This is a genomic window from Pseudomonas sp. R3-41 (assembly GCF_054161485.1).
On the sequence record NZ_CP096421.1, the window covers coordinates 754209 to 771515 of the forward strand.

14 protein-coding genes are annotated in these 17307 nt (G+C 56.2%); all 14 read left to right on the plus strand.

The features are described from left to right. Positions 1–172 precede the first annotated feature (172 nt). The 14 genes from rpoB (at position 173) to rpsC (ending at position 17302) form a co-directional block, all read left to right on the plus strand. Positions 173–4246, plus strand: coding sequence for a DNA-directed RNA polymerase subunit beta (gene rpoB, locus M1D99_RS03405; RefSeq protein ID WP_053125867.1), 4074 nt, complete (start codon positions 173–175; stop codon positions 4244–4246). Positions 4247–4310: 64 nt separating this feature from the next. Continuing rightward, a complete protein-coding gene (gene rpoC / locus M1D99_RS03410) occupies positions 4311–8510 on the plus strand; it encodes a DNA-directed RNA polymerase subunit beta' (RefSeq protein WP_047230482.1) in 4200 nt (1399 codons plus the stop codon). 216 nt (positions 8511–8726) lie between these two features. Next, positions 8727–9098 carry a 30S ribosomal protein S12 gene (rpsL, locus tag M1D99_RS03415; RefSeq protein ID WP_003186084.1) on the plus strand — a complete coding sequence of 124 codons (372 nt, stop codon included), beginning with the start codon at positions 8727–8729 and terminating at the stop codon, positions 9096–9098. Between the two features lie 102 nt (positions 9099–9200). After that, entirely contained in the window at positions 9201–9671 is a 471-nt protein-coding gene (rpsG, locus tag M1D99_RS03420) for a 30S ribosomal protein S7 (protein WP_003186074.1), read from the plus strand. A gap of 30 nt (positions 9672–9701) precedes the next feature. Next, complete coding sequence (gene fusA / locus M1D99_RS03425) at positions 9702–11807, plus strand: elongation factor G (RefSeq protein WP_053125865.1); 2106 nt, start codon at positions 9702–9704, stop codon at positions 11805–11807. A gap of 30 nt (positions 11808–11837) precedes the next feature. Then, complete coding sequence (tuf, locus tag M1D99_RS03430; protein WP_003186071.1) at positions 11838–13031, plus strand: elongation factor Tu; 1194 nt, start codon at positions 11838–11840, stop codon at positions 13029–13031. Positions 13032–13188: 157 nt separating this feature from the next. Further along, positions 13189–13500, plus strand: coding sequence for a 30S ribosomal protein S10 (gene rpsJ, locus M1D99_RS03435; RefSeq protein ID WP_003186070.1), 312 nt, complete (start codon positions 13189–13191; stop codon positions 13498–13500). 80 nt (positions 13501–13580) lie between these two features. Next, positions 13581–14216 carry a 50S ribosomal protein L3 gene (gene rplC, locus M1D99_RS03440; RefSeq protein WP_003186059.1) on the plus strand — a complete coding sequence of 212 codons (636 nt, stop codon included), beginning with the start codon at positions 13581–13583 and terminating at the stop codon, positions 14214–14216. A gap of 12 nt (positions 14217–14228) precedes the next feature. Next, positions 14229–14831, plus strand: coding sequence for a 50S ribosomal protein L4 (rplD, locus tag M1D99_RS03445; protein WP_003186057.1), 603 nt, complete (start codon positions 14229–14231; stop codon positions 14829–14831). After that, on the plus strand, positions 14828–15127 hold the full coding sequence (gene rplW, locus M1D99_RS03450) for a 50S ribosomal protein L23 (RefSeq protein ID WP_002555488.1): 300 nt from the start codon (positions 14828–14830) through the stop codon (positions 15125–15127). The genes rplD and rplW overlap by 4 nt, the downstream gene beginning before the upstream one ends. Before the next feature lie 14 nt (positions 15128–15141). Further along, positions 15142–15966 (plus strand): 50S ribosomal protein L2, encoded by an 825-nt coding sequence (gene rplB, locus M1D99_RS03455; RefSeq protein ID WP_003186055.1) that lies wholly within the window; start codon positions 15142–15144, stop codon positions 15964–15966. Between the two features lie 16 nt (positions 15967–15982). Further along, positions 15983–16258, plus strand: coding sequence for a 30S ribosomal protein S19 (gene rpsS, locus M1D99_RS03460; RefSeq protein WP_002555486.1), 276 nt, complete (start codon positions 15983–15985; stop codon positions 16256–16258). 11 nt (positions 16259–16269) lie between these two features. After that, positions 16270–16602, plus strand: a complete 333-nt coding sequence (rplV, locus tag M1D99_RS03465) for a 50S ribosomal protein L22 (protein ID WP_003103908.1) — start codon at positions 16270–16272, stop codon at positions 16600–16602. A 13-nt stretch (positions 16603–16615) separates the two neighbouring features. Beyond that, the gene (gene rpsC, locus M1D99_RS03470) at positions 16616–17302 is read left to right on the plus strand and encodes a 30S ribosomal protein S3 (RefSeq protein WP_003176422.1); all 687 of its coding nucleotides are present in this window, start codon (positions 16616–16618) and stop codon (positions 17300–17302) included. The last annotated feature ends 5 nt before the right edge of the window (positions 17303–17307 follow it).

A 17307-nucleotide genomic window follows, 5' to 3' on the forward strand; every position in this document is an offset into this window, starting at 1 on the left:
CTGGTGGCTCTTGCCACCGGCCTTTTTCCGTTATTGGCAGCCGACTGGGTCGGTGCTGATCGCGAGCTGTAACCACCCGATGTGGTGGCGCAAACCATGGGGTTTGCACGATTTTCTGGCTGCTCCCGTCGGGAGGGGCCAAACAAGCAGGTGACCAAGCTGGGGAACGCTGATGGCTTACTCATATACTGAGAAAAAACGTATCCGCAAGGACTTTAGCAAGTTGCCGGACGTCATGGATGTGCCGTACCTCCTGGCCATCCAGCTGGATTCGTATCGTGAATTCTTGCAAGCGGGAGCGACTAAAGATCAGTTCCGCGACGTGGGCCTGCATGCGGCCTTCAAATCCGTTTTCCCGATCATCAGCTACTCCGGCAATGCTGCGCTGGAGTACGTCGGTTATCGCCTGGGCGAACCGGCATTTGATGTCAAAGAATGCGTATTGCGCGGTGTGACTTACGCCGTACCTTTGCGGGTAAAAGTGCGCCTGATCATTTTCGACAAAGAATCGTCGAACAAAGCGATCAAGGACATCAAAGAGCAAGAAGTCTACATGGGTGAAATCCCCCTGATGACTGAAAACGGTACCTTCGTAATCAACGGTACCGAGCGTGTAATCGTTTCCCAGCTGCACCGTTCTCCGGGCGTGTTCTTCGACCACGACCGTGGCAAGACGCACAGCTCCGGCAAACTGCTTTACTCCGCGCGCATCATTCCTTACCGCGGTTCGTGGTTGGACTTCGAGTTCGACCCGAAAGACTGCGTGTTCGTGCGTATCGACCGTCGTCGCAAGCTGCCTGCATCGGTACTGCTGCGTGCGCTCGGCTATACCACTGAAGAAGTGCTGGACGCGTTCTACACCACCAACGTTTTCCACGTGCAAGGTGAAAACCTCAGCCTGGAACTGGTGCCTCAGCGCCTGCGGGGTGAAATCGCTGTCCTCGATATCCAGGATGACAAAGGCAAGGTTATTGTCGAGCAGGGTCGTCGTATCACCGCTCGCCACATCAACCAGCTGGAAAAAGCCGGGATCAAAGAGCTGCAAGTGCCTCTGGACTACGTCCTGGGTCGCACCACGGCCAAGGTCATCGTGCATCCGGCCACTGGCGAAATCCTGGCAGAGTGCAACACCGAGCTGAACACCGAGATCCTGGCAAAAATCGCCAAGGCCCAGGTCGTTCGCATCGAGACGCTGTACACCAACGACATCGACTGCGGTCCGTTCATCTCCGACACGCTGAAGATCGACTCCACCGGCAACCAACTGGAAGCCCTGGTCGAGATCTATCGCATGATGCGTCCTGGCGAGCCGCCAACCAAGGATGCCGCCGAGACCCTGTTCAACAACCTGTTCTTCAGCCCTGAGCGCTATGACCTGTCTGCGGTCGGCCGGATGAAGTTCAACCGTCGTATCGGTCGTACCGAGATCGAAGGTTCGGGTGTACTGAACAAGGATGACATCGTTGCGGTCCTCAAGACCCTGGTCGACATCCGTAACGGCAAAGGCATCGTCGATGACATCGACCACCTGGGTAACCGTCGTGTTCGCTGCGTAGGCGAAATGGCCGAAAACCAGTTCCGTGTTGGCCTGGTGCGCGTAGAGCGTGCGGTCAAGGAACGCCTGTCGATGGCTGAAAGCGAAGGCCTAATGCCGCAAGACCTGATCAACGCCAAGCCTGTTGCTGCGGCAGTGAAGGAGTTCTTCGGTTCGAGCCAGCTGTCCCAGTTCATGGACCAGAACAACCCGCTGTCCGAGATCACCCACAAGCGTCGTGTCTCCGCACTCGGCCCAGGCGGTCTGACTCGTGAGCGTGCAGGCTTCGAAGTTCGTGACGTACACCCGACGCACTACGGTCGTGTATGCCCGATCGAAACGCCGGAAGGTCCGAACATCGGTCTGATCAACTCCCTGGCTGCCTATGCGCGCACCAACCAGTACGGCTTCCTCGAAAGCCCGTACCGCGTGGTGAAAGATGCCCTGGTCACCGACGAGATCGTGTTCCTGTCCGCCATCGAAGAAGCTGATCACGTGATCGCCCAGGCTTCGGCCACGATGAACGACAAGAAAGTCCTGATCGACGAGCTGGTAGCGGTTCGTCACTTGAACGAGTTCACCGTCAAGGCGCCGGAAGACGTCACCTTGATGGACGTATCGCCGAAGCAGGTAGTGTCGGTTGCAGCGTCGCTGATCCCGTTCCTCGAGCACGACGACGCCAACCGTGCGTTGATGGGTTCGAACATGCAGCGTCAAGCTGTACCCACCCTGCGTGCCGATAAGCCGCTGGTCGGTACTGGCATGGAGCGTAACGTAGCCCGTGACTCCGGCGTTTGCGTCGTGGCTCGTCGTGGCGGCGTGATCGACTCCGTCGACGCCAGCCGTATCGTGGTTCGTGTTGCCGATGATGAAGTTGAAACTGGCGAAGCCGGTGTCGACATCTACAACCTGACCAAATACACCCGCTCCAACCAGAACACCTGCATCAACCAGCGTCCGCTGGTGAGCAAGGGTGATCGGGTTCAGCGCAGCGACATCATGGCCGACGGTCCGTCCACCGATATGGGTGAACTGGCGTTGGGCCAGAACATGCGCATCGCGTTCATGGCATGGAACGGCTTCAACTTCGAAGACTCCATCTGCCTGTCCGAGCGTGTGGTTCAGGAAGACCGCTTCACCACGATCCACATCCAGGAACTGACCTGTGTGGCCCGTGACACCAAGCTTGGCCCGGAAGAAATCACTGCGGACATCCCGAACGTGGGTGAAGCCGCACTGAACAAGCTGGACGAAGCCGGTATCGTTTATGTAGGTGCCGAAGTAGGCGCAGGCGACATCCTGGTGGGCAAGGTCACTCCGAAAGGCGAGACCCAGCTGACTCCGGAAGAAAAACTGCTGCGTGCCATCTTCGGTGAAAAAGCCAGCGACGTTAAAGACACCTCCCTGCGCGTGCCTACCGGCACCAAGGGTACCGTCATCGACGTACAAGTCTTCACCCGCGACGGCGTTGAGCGTGATGCTCGTGCACTGTCCATCGAGAAGACTCAACTCGACGAGATCCGCAAGGACCTGAACGAAGAGTTCCGTATCGTCGAAGGCGCGACTTTCGAACGTCTGCGCTCCGCCCTGGTAGGCCACAAGGCTGAAGGCGGCGCCGGCCTGAAGAAAGGTCAGGAAATCACCGATGAAGTCCTCGACGGTCTTGAGCACGGCCAGTGGTTCAAACTGCGCATGGCTGAAGACGCTCTGAACGAGCAGCTCGAGAAGGCTCAGGCCTATATCGTTGATCGCCGCCGTCTGCTGGACGACAAGTTCGAAGACAAGAAGCGCAAACTGCAGCAGGGCGATGACCTGGCTCCAGGCGTGCTGAAAATCGTCAAGGTTTACCTGGCAATCCGTCGCCGCATCCAGCCGGGCGACAAGATGGCCGGTCGTCACGGTAACAAGGGTGTGGTCTCCGTGATCATGCCGGTTGAAGACATGCCGCACGATGCCAATGGCACCCCGGTCGATGTGGTCCTCAACCCGTTGGGCGTACCTTCGCGTATGAACGTTGGTCAGATCCTTGAAACCCACCTGGGCCTTGCGGCCAAGGGCTTGGGCGAGAAGATCAACCGTATGATCGAAGAGCAGCGCAAGGTCGCGGACCTGCGTAAGTTCCTGCACGAGATCTACAACGAAATCGGCGGCCGCAACGAAGAGCTGGATACCTTCTCCGACCAGGAAATCCTGGATCTGGCGAAGAACCTGCGCGGCGGCGTTCCAATGGCTACTCCGGTGTTCGACGGTGCCAAGGAAAGCGAAATCAAGGCCATGCTGAAGCTGGCAGACCTGCCAGAAAGCGGCCAGATGCAGCTGTTCGACGGCCGTACCGGCAACAAGTTCGAGCGCCCGGTTACCGTTGGCTACATGTACATGCTGAAGCTGAACCACTTGGTAGACGACAAGATGCACGCTCGTTCTACCGGTTCTTACAGCCTGGTTACCCAGCAGCCGCTGGGTGGTAAGGCGCAGTTCGGTGGTCAGCGTTTCGGGGAGATGGAGGTCTGGGCACTGGAAGCGTACGGTGCTGCATACACTCTGCAAGAAATGCTCACAGTGAAGTCGGACGATGTGAACGGCCGGACCAAGATGTACAAAAACATCGTGGACGGCGATCACCGTATGGAGCCGGGCATGCCCGAGTCTTTCAACGTGTTGATCAAGGAAATTCGTTCCCTCGGCATCGATATCGATCTGGAAACCGAATAACACGTGACGCGAATCGAGAGCGGGGCTGTTTTGCCCGCTCTCTGCTCCGCCAGGAGGAAAGGCCTTGAAAGACCTACTGAATTTGCTGAAAAACCAGGGTCAAGTCGAAGAGTTCGACGCCATCCGTATTGGATTGGCCTCGCCTGAGATGATCCGTTCGTGGTCGTTCGGTGAAGTTAAAAAGCCGGAAACCATCAACTACCGTACGTTCAAACCTGAGCGTGACGGCCTGTTCTGCGCCAAAATCTTTGGCCCGGTCAAGGATTACGAGTGCCTGTGCGGTAAGTACAAGCGCTTGAAGCACCGCGGTGTGATCTGCGAGAAGTGCGGCGTTGAAGTCGCGCTGGCAAAAGTTCGTCGTGAGCGCATGGCGCACATCGAGCTGGCCTCGCCGGTTGCCCACATCTGGTTCCTGAAATCGCTGCCGTCCCGTATCGGCTTGCTGATGGACATGACCCTGCGTGATATCGAACGTGTTCTCTACTTCGAGAGCTATGTCGTTATCGATCCAGGCATGACCACTCTTGAAAAAGGTCAGCTGCTCAACGACGAGCAGTACTTCGAAGCGCTGGAAGAGTTCGGTGACGATTTCGATGCCCGCATGGGTGCCGAAGCTGTCCGCGAGCTGCTGCACGCTATCGACCTGGAGCACGAGATTGGCCGTCTGCGCGAAGAAATTCCGCAAACCAACTCCGAAACCAAGATCAAGAAGCTGTCCAAGCGTCTGAAGTTGATGGAAGCCTTCCAGGGTTCCGGCAACCTGCCAGAGTGGATGGTGCTGACCGTTCTGCCGGTTCTGCCGCCAGACCTGCGTCCACTGGTTCCGCTCGATGGCGGTCGTTTCGCGACTTCCGACCTCAACGATCTGTATCGTCGAGTGATCAACCGTAACAACCGCTTGAAGCGCCTGCTCGATCTGTCCGCTCCGGACATCATCGTGCGCAACGAAAAGCGTATGTTGCAGGAAGCGGTCGACGCACTGCTCGACAACGGTCGTCGTGGCCGCGCTATTACCGGTTCCAACAAGCGTCCTCTGAAATCCCTGGCTGACATGATCAAGGGTAAACAAGGTCGTTTCCGTCAGAACTTGCTCGGTAAGCGTGTTGACTACTCCGGTCGTTCGGTAATTACCGTAGGCCCGACCCTGCGTCTGCACCAGTGCGGTCTGCCTAAGAAAATGGCCCTGGAGCTGTTCAAGCCGTTCATTTTCGGCAAGCTGGAAATGCGTGGTCTGGCGACCACCATCAAAGCGGCCAAGAAAATGGTCGAGCGCGAGCTGCCAGAGGTCTGGGACGTTCTCGCTGAAGTGATTCGCGAACACCCAGTGCTGCTCAACCGTGCACCGACCCTTCACCGTCTGGGTATCCAGGCGTTTGAACCGGTACTGATCGAAGGTAAGGCTATCCAGCTGCACCCGCTGGTCTGTGCTGCGTACAACGCCGACTTCGACGGCGACCAAATGGCCGTGCACGTGCCGCTGACGCTGGAAGCCCAGCTGGAAGCGCGCGCGTTGATGATGTCGACCAACAACATCCTGTCGCCAGCCAACGGTGAGCCAATCATCGTTCCGTCGCAGGACGTTGTATTGGGTCTGTACTACATGACGCGTGAAGCGATCAACGCCAAGGGCGAAGGTCGTGTGTTCGCGGATCTGCAAGAAGTTGACCGTGTGTTCCGTGCCGGCGAAGCCGCACTGCACGCCAAGGTCAAGGTGCGGATCAACGAAACCGTGAACGATCGTGACGGCGGCAGCGTGACCAACACTCGTATCGTCGACACTACCGTCGGCCGTGCGCTGTTGTTCCAGGTTGTGCCAAAAGGTCTTTCCTTCGACGTCGTCAACCTGCCGATGAAGAAAAAGGCGATCTCCAAGCTGATCAACCAGTGCTACCGCGTGGTGGGTCTGAAAGAGACCGTGATCTTCGCTGACCAGTTGATGTACACCGGTTTTGCCTATTCGACCATTTCCGGCGTTTCCATCGGCGTTAACGACTTCGTTATCCCGGATGAGAAGGCCCGCATCATCGGTGCTGCCACCGAAGAAGTGAAAGAGATCGAAAGTCAGTACGCCTCCGGCCTGGTAACCCAGGGCGAGAAGTACAACAAGGTGATCGACCTCTGGTCCAAGGCGAACGACGAAGTTTCCAAGGCGATGATGGCCAACCTCTCGAAAGAGAAAGTCATCGACCGTCACGGCAACGAAGTCGACCAGGAATCTTTCAACTCGATGTACATGATGGCCGACTCGGGCGCACGGGGTTCTGCTGCGCAGATCCGTCAGCTCGCCGGTATGCGTGGCCTGATGGCCAAGCCGGACGGTTCCATCATCGAGACCCCGATTACCGCGAACTTCCGTGAAGGCTTGAGCGTACTCCAGTACTTCATCTCCACTCACGGTGCTCGTAAGGGTCTTGCGGATACCGCGTTGAAAACGGCGAACTCCGGTTACCTGACTCGTCGTCTGGTGGACGTTGCCCAGGATCTGGTCGTGACCGAGATCGATTGCGGCACCGAACATGGCCTGGTCATGACGCCGCACATTGAAGGCGGTGACGTAGTAGAGCCATTGGGTGAGCGCGTATTGGGTCGTGTCATCGCCCGTGACGTATTCAAGCCGGGTACCGAGGACGTCATCGTTCCTGCTGGCACCCTGGTTGACGAGAAGTGGGTCGAGTTCATCGAACTCAACAGCATCGACGAAGTGATCGTACGTTCGCCGATCAGCTGCGAAACCCGCTACGGCATCTGCGCCAAGTGCTACGGTCGCGACCTGGCTCGTGGTCACCAGGTGAACATCGGTGAAGCGGTCGGCGTTATCGCTGCCCAGTCCATCGGTGAGCCGGGTACCCAGCTGACGATGCGTACGTTCCACATCGGTGGTGCGGCAAGCCGGACCTCCGCGGCCGACAGCGTCCAGGTTAAGAATGGCGGTACCGTCCGTCTGCACAACCTCAAGCACGTTGAGCGTGTCGACGGTCACCTGGTGGCTGTGTCCCGTTCCGGTGAGCTGGCCATCGCTGATGACTTCGGTCGTGAGCGTGAGCGTTACAAGCTGCCGTACGGTGCTGTGATTTCGGTGAAGGAAGGCGACAAGGTCGACGCTGGTGCCATCGTGGCCAAGTGGGATCCGCATACTCACCCGATCGTCACCGAGATGAAAGGTACCGTGACCTACGTGGGCATGGAAGAAGGCATCACGATCAAGCGTCAGACCGACGAATTGACCGGTATGACCAACATTGAAGTACTCGACGCAAAAGATCGTCCAGCTGCCGGCAAGGACATCCGTCCTGCTGTGAAGATGGTCGACGACAACGGCAAGGATCTGTTGCTGCCAGGCACTGACGTAATCGCTCAGTACTTCCTGCCAGCCAACGCCCTGGTCGGTGTTGCGGACGGTGCGCGGATCGCGATCGGTGACGTAATCGCTCGTATCCCGCAGGAAACTTCGAAAACCCGCGACATCACCGGTGGTCTGCCGCGTGTTGCCGACTTGTTCGAAGCTCGTCGTCCGAAAGAAGCCTCGATTCTGGCTGAAGTCAGCGGCACCATCGCGTTCGGTAAAGAGACCAAGGGCAAGCGCCGTCTGGTCATTACTCCGAACGACGGTAGCGATCCGTACGAAGAGCTGATTCCGAAGTGGCGTCACCTGAACGTCTTCGAAGGCGAACAGGTAAACCGCGGCGAAGTTATCTCGGACGGCCCGAGCGATCCACACGACATCCTGCGTCTGCTGGGTGTGAGTGCGCTGGCCAAGTACATCGTGAACGAGATCCAGGACGTTTACCGTCTGCAAGGCGTGAAGATCAACGACAAGCACATCGAGACCATCCTGCGTCAGATGCTGCGTAAGGTCGAGATCGCTGAATCCGGCGACTCGAGTTTCATCAAGGGCGACCAGATGGAACTGACTCACGTACTGGTGGAAAACGAGCGCCTGGCGACCGAAGACAAGTTCGTCTCCAAGTTCACTCGCGTGCTGCTGGGTATCACCAAGGCGTCGTTGTCCACCGAATCGTTCATCTCGGCGGCTTCCTTCCAGGAAACCACCCGCGTACTGACCGAAGCGGCGGTAACCGGCAAGCGCGATTACCTGCGCGGCCTGAAAGAAAACGTGGTCGTGGGTCGTCTGATCCCGGCCGGTACCGGCTTGGCCTATCACAGCGAGCGCAAGCGTCGCCGTGATGCTGACAAACCGTTGCGCGTAAGCGCCAGTGAAGTGGAAGCTGCACTGACCGAAGCGCTGAACTCGAGTGGTAACTGAGTTCTGCGGTAATTGAGTGCCTGGCCCTGGTCGCCCAGTTCGGCGGATCGAGACAAATTGTCGAGATCCGGCGGGCGGGGAGGTCGGGGCCTTGCCTTGACTGGGGACAAGATCCTCTTTAGACTCTTGATCCCCTAAATTTGGCGGGAATTCGTTCCTGCCATTTTGCTTTTCTTGTAAGACAATAGCGTCGCAAGACAACAGTGGAGCTAGTAGATGGCAACTATCAACCAGCTGGTACGTCAGCCGCGTAAGCGTATCGTCGAGAAATCCGACGTGCCTGCGCTGCAGAACTGCCCGCAACGTCGTGGCGTATGCACCCGTGTGTATACCACCACGCCGAAAAAACCTAACTCGGCACTGCGTAAAGTATGCCGTGTGCGTCTGACCAACGGTTTCGAGGTTTCCTCGTACATCGGCGGTGAAGGCCACAACCTGCAAGAGCACAGCGTGGTCCTGATCCGCGGCGGTCGTGTAAAAGACTTGCCAGGTGTTCGTTACCACACCGTTCGCGGCTCTTTGGATACTTCCGGCGTTAAAGGTCGTAACCAAGGTCGTTCGAAGTACGGTACCAAGCGTCCGAAATAATCGGCCGTTTTGCAGTTTTTAATTTTATTGAGTCGATAAGAGTAAGGTCGGGCACGCATCTGCTGTCCCGGGCTAACCTGAAGACCGTTTGAGGGCTTATCAATGCCAAGACGTCGCGTAGCAGCCAAACGTGAGATTCTGGACGATCCGAAATACGGAAGCCAGATTCTCGCCAAGTTCATGAACCACGTAATGGAAAGCGGCAAGAAAGCCGTGGCCGAGCGTATCGTTTATGGCGCACTGGACAAAGTTAAGGAACGCAAGAACAGCGATCCCCTGGAAATCTTCGAGAAAGCTCTCGACGCCATCGCTCCGCTGGTCGAAGTGAAGTCGCGCCGTGTAGGCGGTGCTACTTACCAGGTTCCGGTCGAAGTTCGTCCGTCCCGTCGTAACGCCCTGGCAATGCGCTGGCTGGTAGACTTCGCTCGCAAGCGCGGTGAGAAGTCCATGGCCCTGCGTTTGGCTGGTGAACTGTTGGACGCTGCTGAAGGTAAAGGTGCTGCAGTTAAGAAGCGTGAAGACGTGCACCGTATGGCTGAAGCCAACAAGGCTTTCTCGCACTACCGCTTCTAATTTTAGCGTCACTCAATTTGCGAGGGCTTTATGGCTCGTACTACACCGATTAACCGCTACCGTAACATCGGTATCGTTGCTCACGTGGATGCTGGTAAAACCACCACCACCGAGCGCGTCCTTTTTTACACCGGCAAAAGTCACAAAATGGGCGAGGTGCATGATGGCGCCGCGACCACAGACTGGATGGTGCAGGAGCAGGAGCGTGGTATTACCATTACTTCTGCTGCTATCACCGCCTTCTGGAAAGGTTCCGAGAAGCAGTACCCGCACGAGCACCGCTTCAACGTTATCGATACCCCAGGCCACGTAGACTTCACCATTGAAGTTGAGCGTTCCCTGCGCGTACTCGACGGCGCTGTCGTTGTGTTCTGTGGTACTTCGGGTGTTGAGCCTCAGTCGGAAACCGTATGGCGTCAGGCCAACAAATACGGCGTTCCACGTCTTGTTTACGTAAACAAGATGGACCGTGCTGGTGCCAACTTCCTGCGCGTGATCGCTCAGATCAAGCAGCGTCTGGGTCACACTCCGGTGCCGATCCAGTTGGCTATCGGTTCCGAAGACAACTTCCAGGGTCAGATCGATCTGATCAACATGCAAGCTGTCTACTGGAACGATTCCGACAAAGGCATGGTTCCTGTTCGCAAGGACATTCCTGCTGAATTGCTGGAAGAAGCCGAGAAGTGGCGCGGCAACATGGTTGAGGCTGCGGCCGAAGCCAATGAAGAGCTGATGAACAAGTACCTTGAGGGTGAAGAGCTCACCAACGAGGAAATCAAGGCCGCTCTGCGTCAGCGTACCATCGCTGGTGAGATCGTTCTGGCTGTTTGCGGTTCTTCCTTCAAGAACAAGGGTGTTCCCCTGGTTCTCGACGCCGTTATCGACTTCCTGCCGGCTCCAACCGACATTCCTGCTATCAAGGGTTCCAACCCGGATAACGAGGAAGAGGAAATGGAGCGTCACGCAAGTGATGACGAGCCTTTCGCGGCGTTGGCGTTCAAGATCGCTACCGACCCATTCGTGGGTACCTTGACCTTTGTTCGAGTTTACTCGGGCGTGTTGGCCTCCGGCGACGGCGTGATCAACTCGGTAAAAGGCAAGAAAGAGCGCGTGGGTCGTATGGTGCAAATGCACGCAAACGCCCGTGAAGAAATCAAGGAAGTACGCGCTGGCGACATCGCGGCCTTGATCGGCATGAAGGACGTCACCACCGGTGAAACCTTGTGCAACGCTGACAAGCCAATCATCCTGGTTCGCATGGACTTCCCGGAGCCGGTTATTTCGGTTGCCGTTGAGCCTAAGACCAAGGACGACCAGGAAAAAATGGGTATCGCTCTGGGCAAGCTCGCTCAGGAAGACCCGTCTTTCCGCGTCAAGACTGATGAAGAGACTGGTCAAACGATCATCTCCGGCATGGGCGAGTTGCACTTGGACATCCTGGTTGACCGGATGCGCCGTGAGTTCAACGTCGAAGCCAACATCGGTAAGCCTCAGGTTTCCTATCGTGAGCGCATCACGAAGAACTGTGAAATCGAAGGCAAGTTCGTTCGCCAGTCCGGCGGTCGTGGCCAGTTCGGTCACTGCTGGATTCGTTTTGCACCGGCTGACGAAGGTCAGGAAGGTCTGCAATTCGTGAACGAAGTCGTAGGTGGTGTGGTTCCTAAGGAATACATCCCGGCGATCCAGAAGGGTATCGAAGAGCAGATGAAGAACGGCGTTGTTGCCGGTTATCCGCTGATCGGCCTGAAGGCAACTGTGTTTGATGGTTCTTACCACGACGTCGACTCCAACGAGATGGCGTTCAAGGTGGCTGCTTCCATGGCAACCAAGCAACTGGCCCAGAAGGGCGGTGGTGAGTTGCTCGAGCCGATCATGGCAGTAGAAGTCGTTACGCCTGAAGACTACATGGGTGATGTCATGGGCGACCTTAACCGTCGTCGTGGCATGATTCTGGGTATGGAAGATACGGTTTCCGGCAAGGTCATTCGTGCCGAGGTTCCGTTGGGTGAAATGTTCGGTTATGCGACCGACGTTCGTTCCATGTCTCAGGGTCGCGCAAGCTACTCTATGGAATTCAAAAAATACAATACAGCTCCGTCGCACATCGTCGAGACTGTTACTAAAAAGCAAGGCTGATTCAGCCCTTTAGGCAAGGAGTTAATTGTCGTGGCTAAAGAAAAATTTGATCGTTCCCTACCGCACGTTAACGTTGGCACCATTGGTCACGTTGACCACGGTAAAACCACTCTGACTGCTGCTCTGACTCGCGTCTGCTCCGAAGTTTTCGGTTCGGCCGTTGTTGCTTTCGACAAAATCGACAGCGCTCCGGAAGAGAAGGCTCGTGGTATCACCATCAACACCGCGCACGTTGAGTACAACTCTTCGATTCGTCACTACGCTCACGTTGACTGCCCAGGTCACGCTGACTACGTGAAGAACATGATCACCGGTGCTGCCCAGATGGACGGCGCGATCCTGGTTTGCTCGGCCGCTGATGGTCCGATGCCGCAAACTCGTGAGCACATCCTGCTGTCCCGTCAGGTAGGCGTTCCGTACATCGTTGTCTTCCTGAACAAGGCTGACATGGTTGACGACGCTGAGCTGCTGGAACTGGTTGAGATGGAAGTGCGCGACCTGCTGAGCACTTACGACTTCCCAGGTGATGACACTCCAATCATCATCGGTTCGGCTCTGATGGCTCTTAACGGCCAAGACGACAACGAAATGGGTACCACCGCTGTCAAGCGTCTGGTAGAAACTCTGGACAGCTACATCCCAGAGCCAGTTCGTGTTATCGACAAGCCGTTCCTGATGCCAATCGAAGACGTATTCTCGATCTCCGGTCGCGGTACTGTTGTGACTGGTCGTATCGAGCGCGGTATCGTCAAGGTTCAGGATCCACTGGAAATCGTAGGTCTGCGTGACACCACCGTCACCACCTGCACCGGTGTTGAAATGTTCCGTAAGCTGCTCGACGAAGGTCGTGCTGGCGAGAACTGCGGCGTTCTGCTGCGTGGTACCAAGCGTGACGACGTTGAGCGTGGCCAGGTTCTGGTTAAGCCGGGTTCGGTCAAGCCGCACACCAAGTTCGAAGCTGAAGTGTACGTTCTGAGCAAAGAAGAAGGTGGTCGTCACACTCCGTTCTTCAAAGGCTACCGTCCACAGTTCTACTTCCGGACCACTGACGTGACCGGTAACTGCGAACTGCCGGAAGGCGTTGAAATGGTAATGCCAGGCGACAACATCAAAATGGTTGTCACCCTGATCAAGACCATCGCAATGGAAGACGGTCTGCGTTTCGCTATCCGTGAAGGCGGTCGTACCGTCGGCGCTGGCGTCGTAGCCAAAATCATCGAGTAAGCTCTTTTTGAGTCAGCTTCGATGAGTTGAGAAAGCCCCCGCCCAGCGGGGGCTTTTTTTATTGGGTTGACACCTATATGGGGCGTCTATAGAATTGCGCCTCCTTTTAACGGGCGTATTGCGCTCGGTGGGAATAGCAGCCGGAGTCTGAAATCCAATGCAAAATCAGCAAATCCGTATCAGGTTGAAGGCTTTCGACCATCGCCTGATCGACCAATCCACCCAGGAAATCGTGGAAACCGCGAAACGTACTGGTGCTCAAGTGCGTGGTCCAATTCCACTGCCTACCCGTAAAGAGCGGTTCACCGTTCTGGTCTCCCCGCACGTCAACAAAGACGCGCGTGACCAGTACGAGATCCGTACTCATAAGCGCGTTCTGGACATCGTCCAGCCAACGGATAAAACCGTTGATGCACTTATGAAGCTTGATCTTGCGGCCGGTGTGGAAGTGCAGATCAGCCTCGGCTAAGACTCGGTCTTAGTCGTGTAACGCTCTGAAATGGGCGGCCATAGCGGGTGAAAGCCCCGTACACTCATGAGGTTTACAACATGACTATTGGTGTAGTCGGTCGTAAATGCGGTATGACCCGTATTTTCACCGAAGAAGGTGTCTCCATTCCGGTCACGGTCATTGAGATCGAGCCGAATCGCGTCACCCAGTTCAAAACTGAAGAGACCGATGGCTATCGTGCAGTGCAAGTCACTGTCGGCGAGCGTCGCGCTTCGCGTGTAACAGCAGCTCAGGCTGGCCACTTCGCCAAGGCGAACGTTGCCGCTGGTCGTACCGTAATGGAATTCCGCCTTGAAGAAGGCGAGTACCAGGCCGGCGATCTGATCAACGCTGAAATCTTCGCCGCTGGTCAACTGGTTGATGTAACCGGTCAGTCCAAGGGTAAAGGCTTCCAGGGTACGATCAAGCGTTGGAATTTCCGCGGGCAAGATAACACCCACGGTAACTCCGTATCCCACCGCGTTCCAGGCTCTATCGGCCAGTGCCAGACTCCTGGTCGTGTATTCAAGGGCAAAAAAATGTCCGGTCATATGGGCGCTGAGCGCGTGACCGTGCAGTCCCTCGAAGTAGTGCGCGTGGACGCTGAACGCAATCTGTTGTTGGTCAAGGGCGCTGTTCCTGGCGCTACTGGCGGCAACTTGGTTGTACGTCCAGCAGCCAAGGCTCGCGGTTAAGGGGAAGCTGACATGCAATTAAATGTAAATGACGCTCAAGCGATCGAAGTTTCCGAACTGACATTTGGCGGCGAATTCAACGAGACGCTGGTTCACCAAGCAGTCGTGGCCTACATGGCTGGCGGCCGTCAAGGTAGCAAGCAGCAAAAGACCCGTTCCGACGTTTCTGGTGGCGGTAAGCGCCCATGGCGTCAGAAAGGTACTGGCCGTGCTCGTGCCGGTACTATCCGTAGCCCAATCTGGCGTGGCGGCGGTACCACTTTCGCAGCTCGTCCTCAGGATCACTCCCAAAAGCTGAACAAGAAGATGTATCGCGCAGCAATGCGTTCCATCCTTGCTGAGCTGGTGCGTACTGATCGTCTGGTCGTGGTTCAGGACTTCGCTGTTGAAGCACCGAAAACCAAAGATCTGCTGAACAAGCTGAACGGCATGGGCCTGACTGACGTCCTGATCGTGTCTGACGCTGTTGATCAGAACCTGTACCTGGCTGCTCGCAACCTGCCGCACGTCGATGTTCGTGACGTTCAAGGTTCCGATCCGGTCAGTCTGATCGCATACGACAAGGTGTTGATCACCGTGTCGGCCGTGAAGAAATTCGAGGAGCTGCTGGGATGAACCAGGAACGCGTATTTAAAGTTCTGCTTGGCCCGCACGTTTCCGAGAAGGCTACGGTTCTGGCAGACAAGAAAGGCCAGTTCGTTTTCAAGGTTGCGACTGACGCAACCAAGCTGGAAATCAAGAAGGCCGTCGAAAGCCTGTTCAGCGTGAAAGTAGAGCGCGTGACTACCCTGAACGTACTGGGTAAAAGCAAGCGCACTGCTCGCGGTCTGGGCAAGCGTAATGACTGGAAGAAGGCAGTTATCTCCCTTCAGCCAGGCCAAGATCTCGATTTCAGCAGCAGTGCTGAGTAAGGAAGGGGTGCATCATGGCAATCGTTAAATGCAAACCGACTTCCCCTGGCCGCCGTTTTGTGGTCAAGGTGGTCAACCAGGAGCTGCATAAAGGCGCTCCTCACGCACCGCTGCTCGAGAAAAAATCGAAGTCTGGTGGTCGTAACAACAATGGCCGTATTACCACTCGTCACATCGGTGGTGGTCATAAGCAGCATTATCGTCTGGTCGACTTCCGTCGCAACGACAAGGATGGCATCGCTGCCACCGTCGAGCGTATCGAATACGATCCAAACCGTACTGCTCACATCGCTCTGCTGCTGTACGCAGATGGCGAGCGTCGCTACATCATCGCCCCTAAAGGCGTGAGCGCTGGCGACCAGCTGATCGCAGGTGCCCTGGCACCGATCAAGCCGGGCAACGCTCTGCAACTGCGTAACATTCCAGTTGGTAGCACCGTACACGGCATCGAATTGAAGCCAGGTAAAGGCGCACAGATCGCTCGTTCCGCTGGTGCTTCGGCTCAGCTGATCGCTCGTGAAGGTGTCTACGTGACCCTGCGTCTGCGTTCTGGTGAGATGCGTAAAGTACTGGCTGAGTGCCGTGCGACCCTGGGCGAAGTCTCGAACTCCGAGCACAGCCTGCGTTCGTTGGGTAAAGCTGGTGCCAAGCGCTGGCGTGGCGTTCGCCCAACCGTTCGTGGTGTTGCCATGAACCCGGTTGACCACCCACATGGTGGTGGTGAAGGTCGTACCTCTGGTGGTCGTCATCCGGTATCGCCATGGGGCTTCCCGACTAAGGGCGCGAAGACTCGTGGTAATAAGCGTACCGACAAAATGATCGTCCGTCGTCGCAAGTAAATAGAGGGATACGACAGTGCCACGTTCTCTGAAAAAAGGTCCTTTTATTGATCTTCACCTACTGAAGAAGATCGAAGTGGCGGCGGAAAAGAACGATCGCAAACCAGTTAAGACCTGGTCGCGTCGTTCGATGATCCTGCCACAAATGGTCGGTCTGACCATCGCAGTACACAACGGTCGTCAACACGTCCCAGTTCTCGTTAACGAAGACATGGTCGGCCACAAACTGGGCGAGTTCGCCGGTACCCGCACTTATCGTGGGCACGTGGCAGACAAGAAAGCCAAGCGTTAAGGGGTTAGGAAATGGAAGTAGCCGCTAAGTTGTCGGGCGCTCGAATCTCCGCCCAGAAAGCCCGCTTGGTCGCCGACCAGATCCGCGGGAAGAAGGTGGGCGAAGCGCTCAACCTGTTGGCTTTCAGCAGTAAGAAAGCCGCCGAGATCATGAAGAAAGTGCTGGAGTCGGCCGTAGCCAACGCCGAGCATAACGAAGGCGCAGACGTTGATGACCTGAAGGTCAGCACCGTTTTCGTCAACGAAGGGCGTTCGCTGAAGCGCATCATGCCACGTGCCAAAGGCCGTGCTGATCGCATCGTCAAGCGGTCTTGCCATATCACTGTCAAGGTTGCTGACAAGTAACGGAGTCGAAGAGATGGGTCAGAAAGTACATCCCATTGGCATTCGCCTGGGAATCGTCAAGGAGCACACCTCCGTCTGGTACGCAGACGGTCGGACTTATGCGGACTACTTGTTCGCTGATCTGAAGGTGCGTGAGTATCTCCAAGACAAACTAAAAAGCGCGTCCGTAAGCCGTATCGATATCCATCGTCCGGCGCAGACTGCACGTATCACCATCCACACCGCTCGTCCAGGTATCGTTATCGGGAAGAAAGGTGAAGATGTTGAGAAACTGCGTCAGGACCTGACCAAGCAAATGGGTGTGCCTGTGCACATCAATATCGAAGAGATCCGCAAGCCGGAGCTCGACGGTATGCTGGTTGCGCAGAGCGTAGCTCAGCAGCTGGAGCGTCGCGTCATGTTCCGTCGCGCTATGAAGCGCGCTGTACAGAACGCAATGCGCATTGGTGCCAAAGGCATCAAAATCCAAGTGAGCGGTCGTCTCGGCGGTGCTGAAATCGCACGTACTGAATGGTATCGCGAAGGTCGTGTGCCACTGCACACCCTGCGTGCCGACATCGACTATGCCAACTACGAAGCTCACACCACTTACGGTGTGATCGGTGTAAAGGTTTGGATCTTCAAAGGCGAAGTAATTGGTGGTCGCCAAGAAGAACTGAAACCACAAGCACCAGCGCCTCGTAAAAAAGCTGCTAAGTAAGGGGT

Coding starts and splice junctions, on each gene's coding strand:
- rpoB (WP_053125867.1), top strand. CDS start 173: ATGGCTTACTCATATACTGAGAAAAAACGTATCCGCAAGGACTTTAGC.
- rpsL (WP_003186084.1), top strand. CDS start 8,727: ATGGCAACTATCAACCAGCTGGTACGTCAGCCGCGTAAGCGTATCGTC.
- rpsG (WP_003186074.1), top strand. CDS start 9,201: ATGCCAAGACGTCGCGTAGCAGCCAAACGTGAGATTCTGGACGATCCG.
- fusA (WP_053125865.1), top strand. CDS start 9,702: ATGGCTCGTACTACACCGATTAACCGCTACCGTAACATCGGTATCGTT.
- rpsJ (WP_003186070.1), top strand. CDS start 13,189: ATGCAAAATCAGCAAATCCGTATCAGGTTGAAGGCTTTCGACCATCGC.
- rplC (WP_003186059.1), top strand. CDS start 13,581: ATGACTATTGGTGTAGTCGGTCGTAAATGCGGTATGACCCGTATTTTC.
- rplD (WP_003186057.1), top strand. CDS start 14,229: ATGCAATTAAATGTAAATGACGCTCAAGCGATCGAAGTTTCCGAACTG.
- rplW (WP_002555488.1), top strand. CDS start 14,828: ATGAACCAGGAACGCGTATTTAAAGTTCTGCTTGGCCCGCACGTTTCC.
- rplB (WP_003186055.1), top strand. CDS start 15,142: ATGGCAATCGTTAAATGCAAACCGACTTCCCCTGGCCGCCGTTTTGTG.
- rplV (WP_003103908.1), top strand. CDS start 16,270: ATGGAAGTAGCCGCTAAGTTGTCGGGCGCTCGAATCTCCGCCCAGAAA.
- rpsC (WP_003176422.1), top strand. CDS start 16,616: ATGGGTCAGAAAGTACATCCCATTGGCATTCGCCTGGGAATCGTCAAG.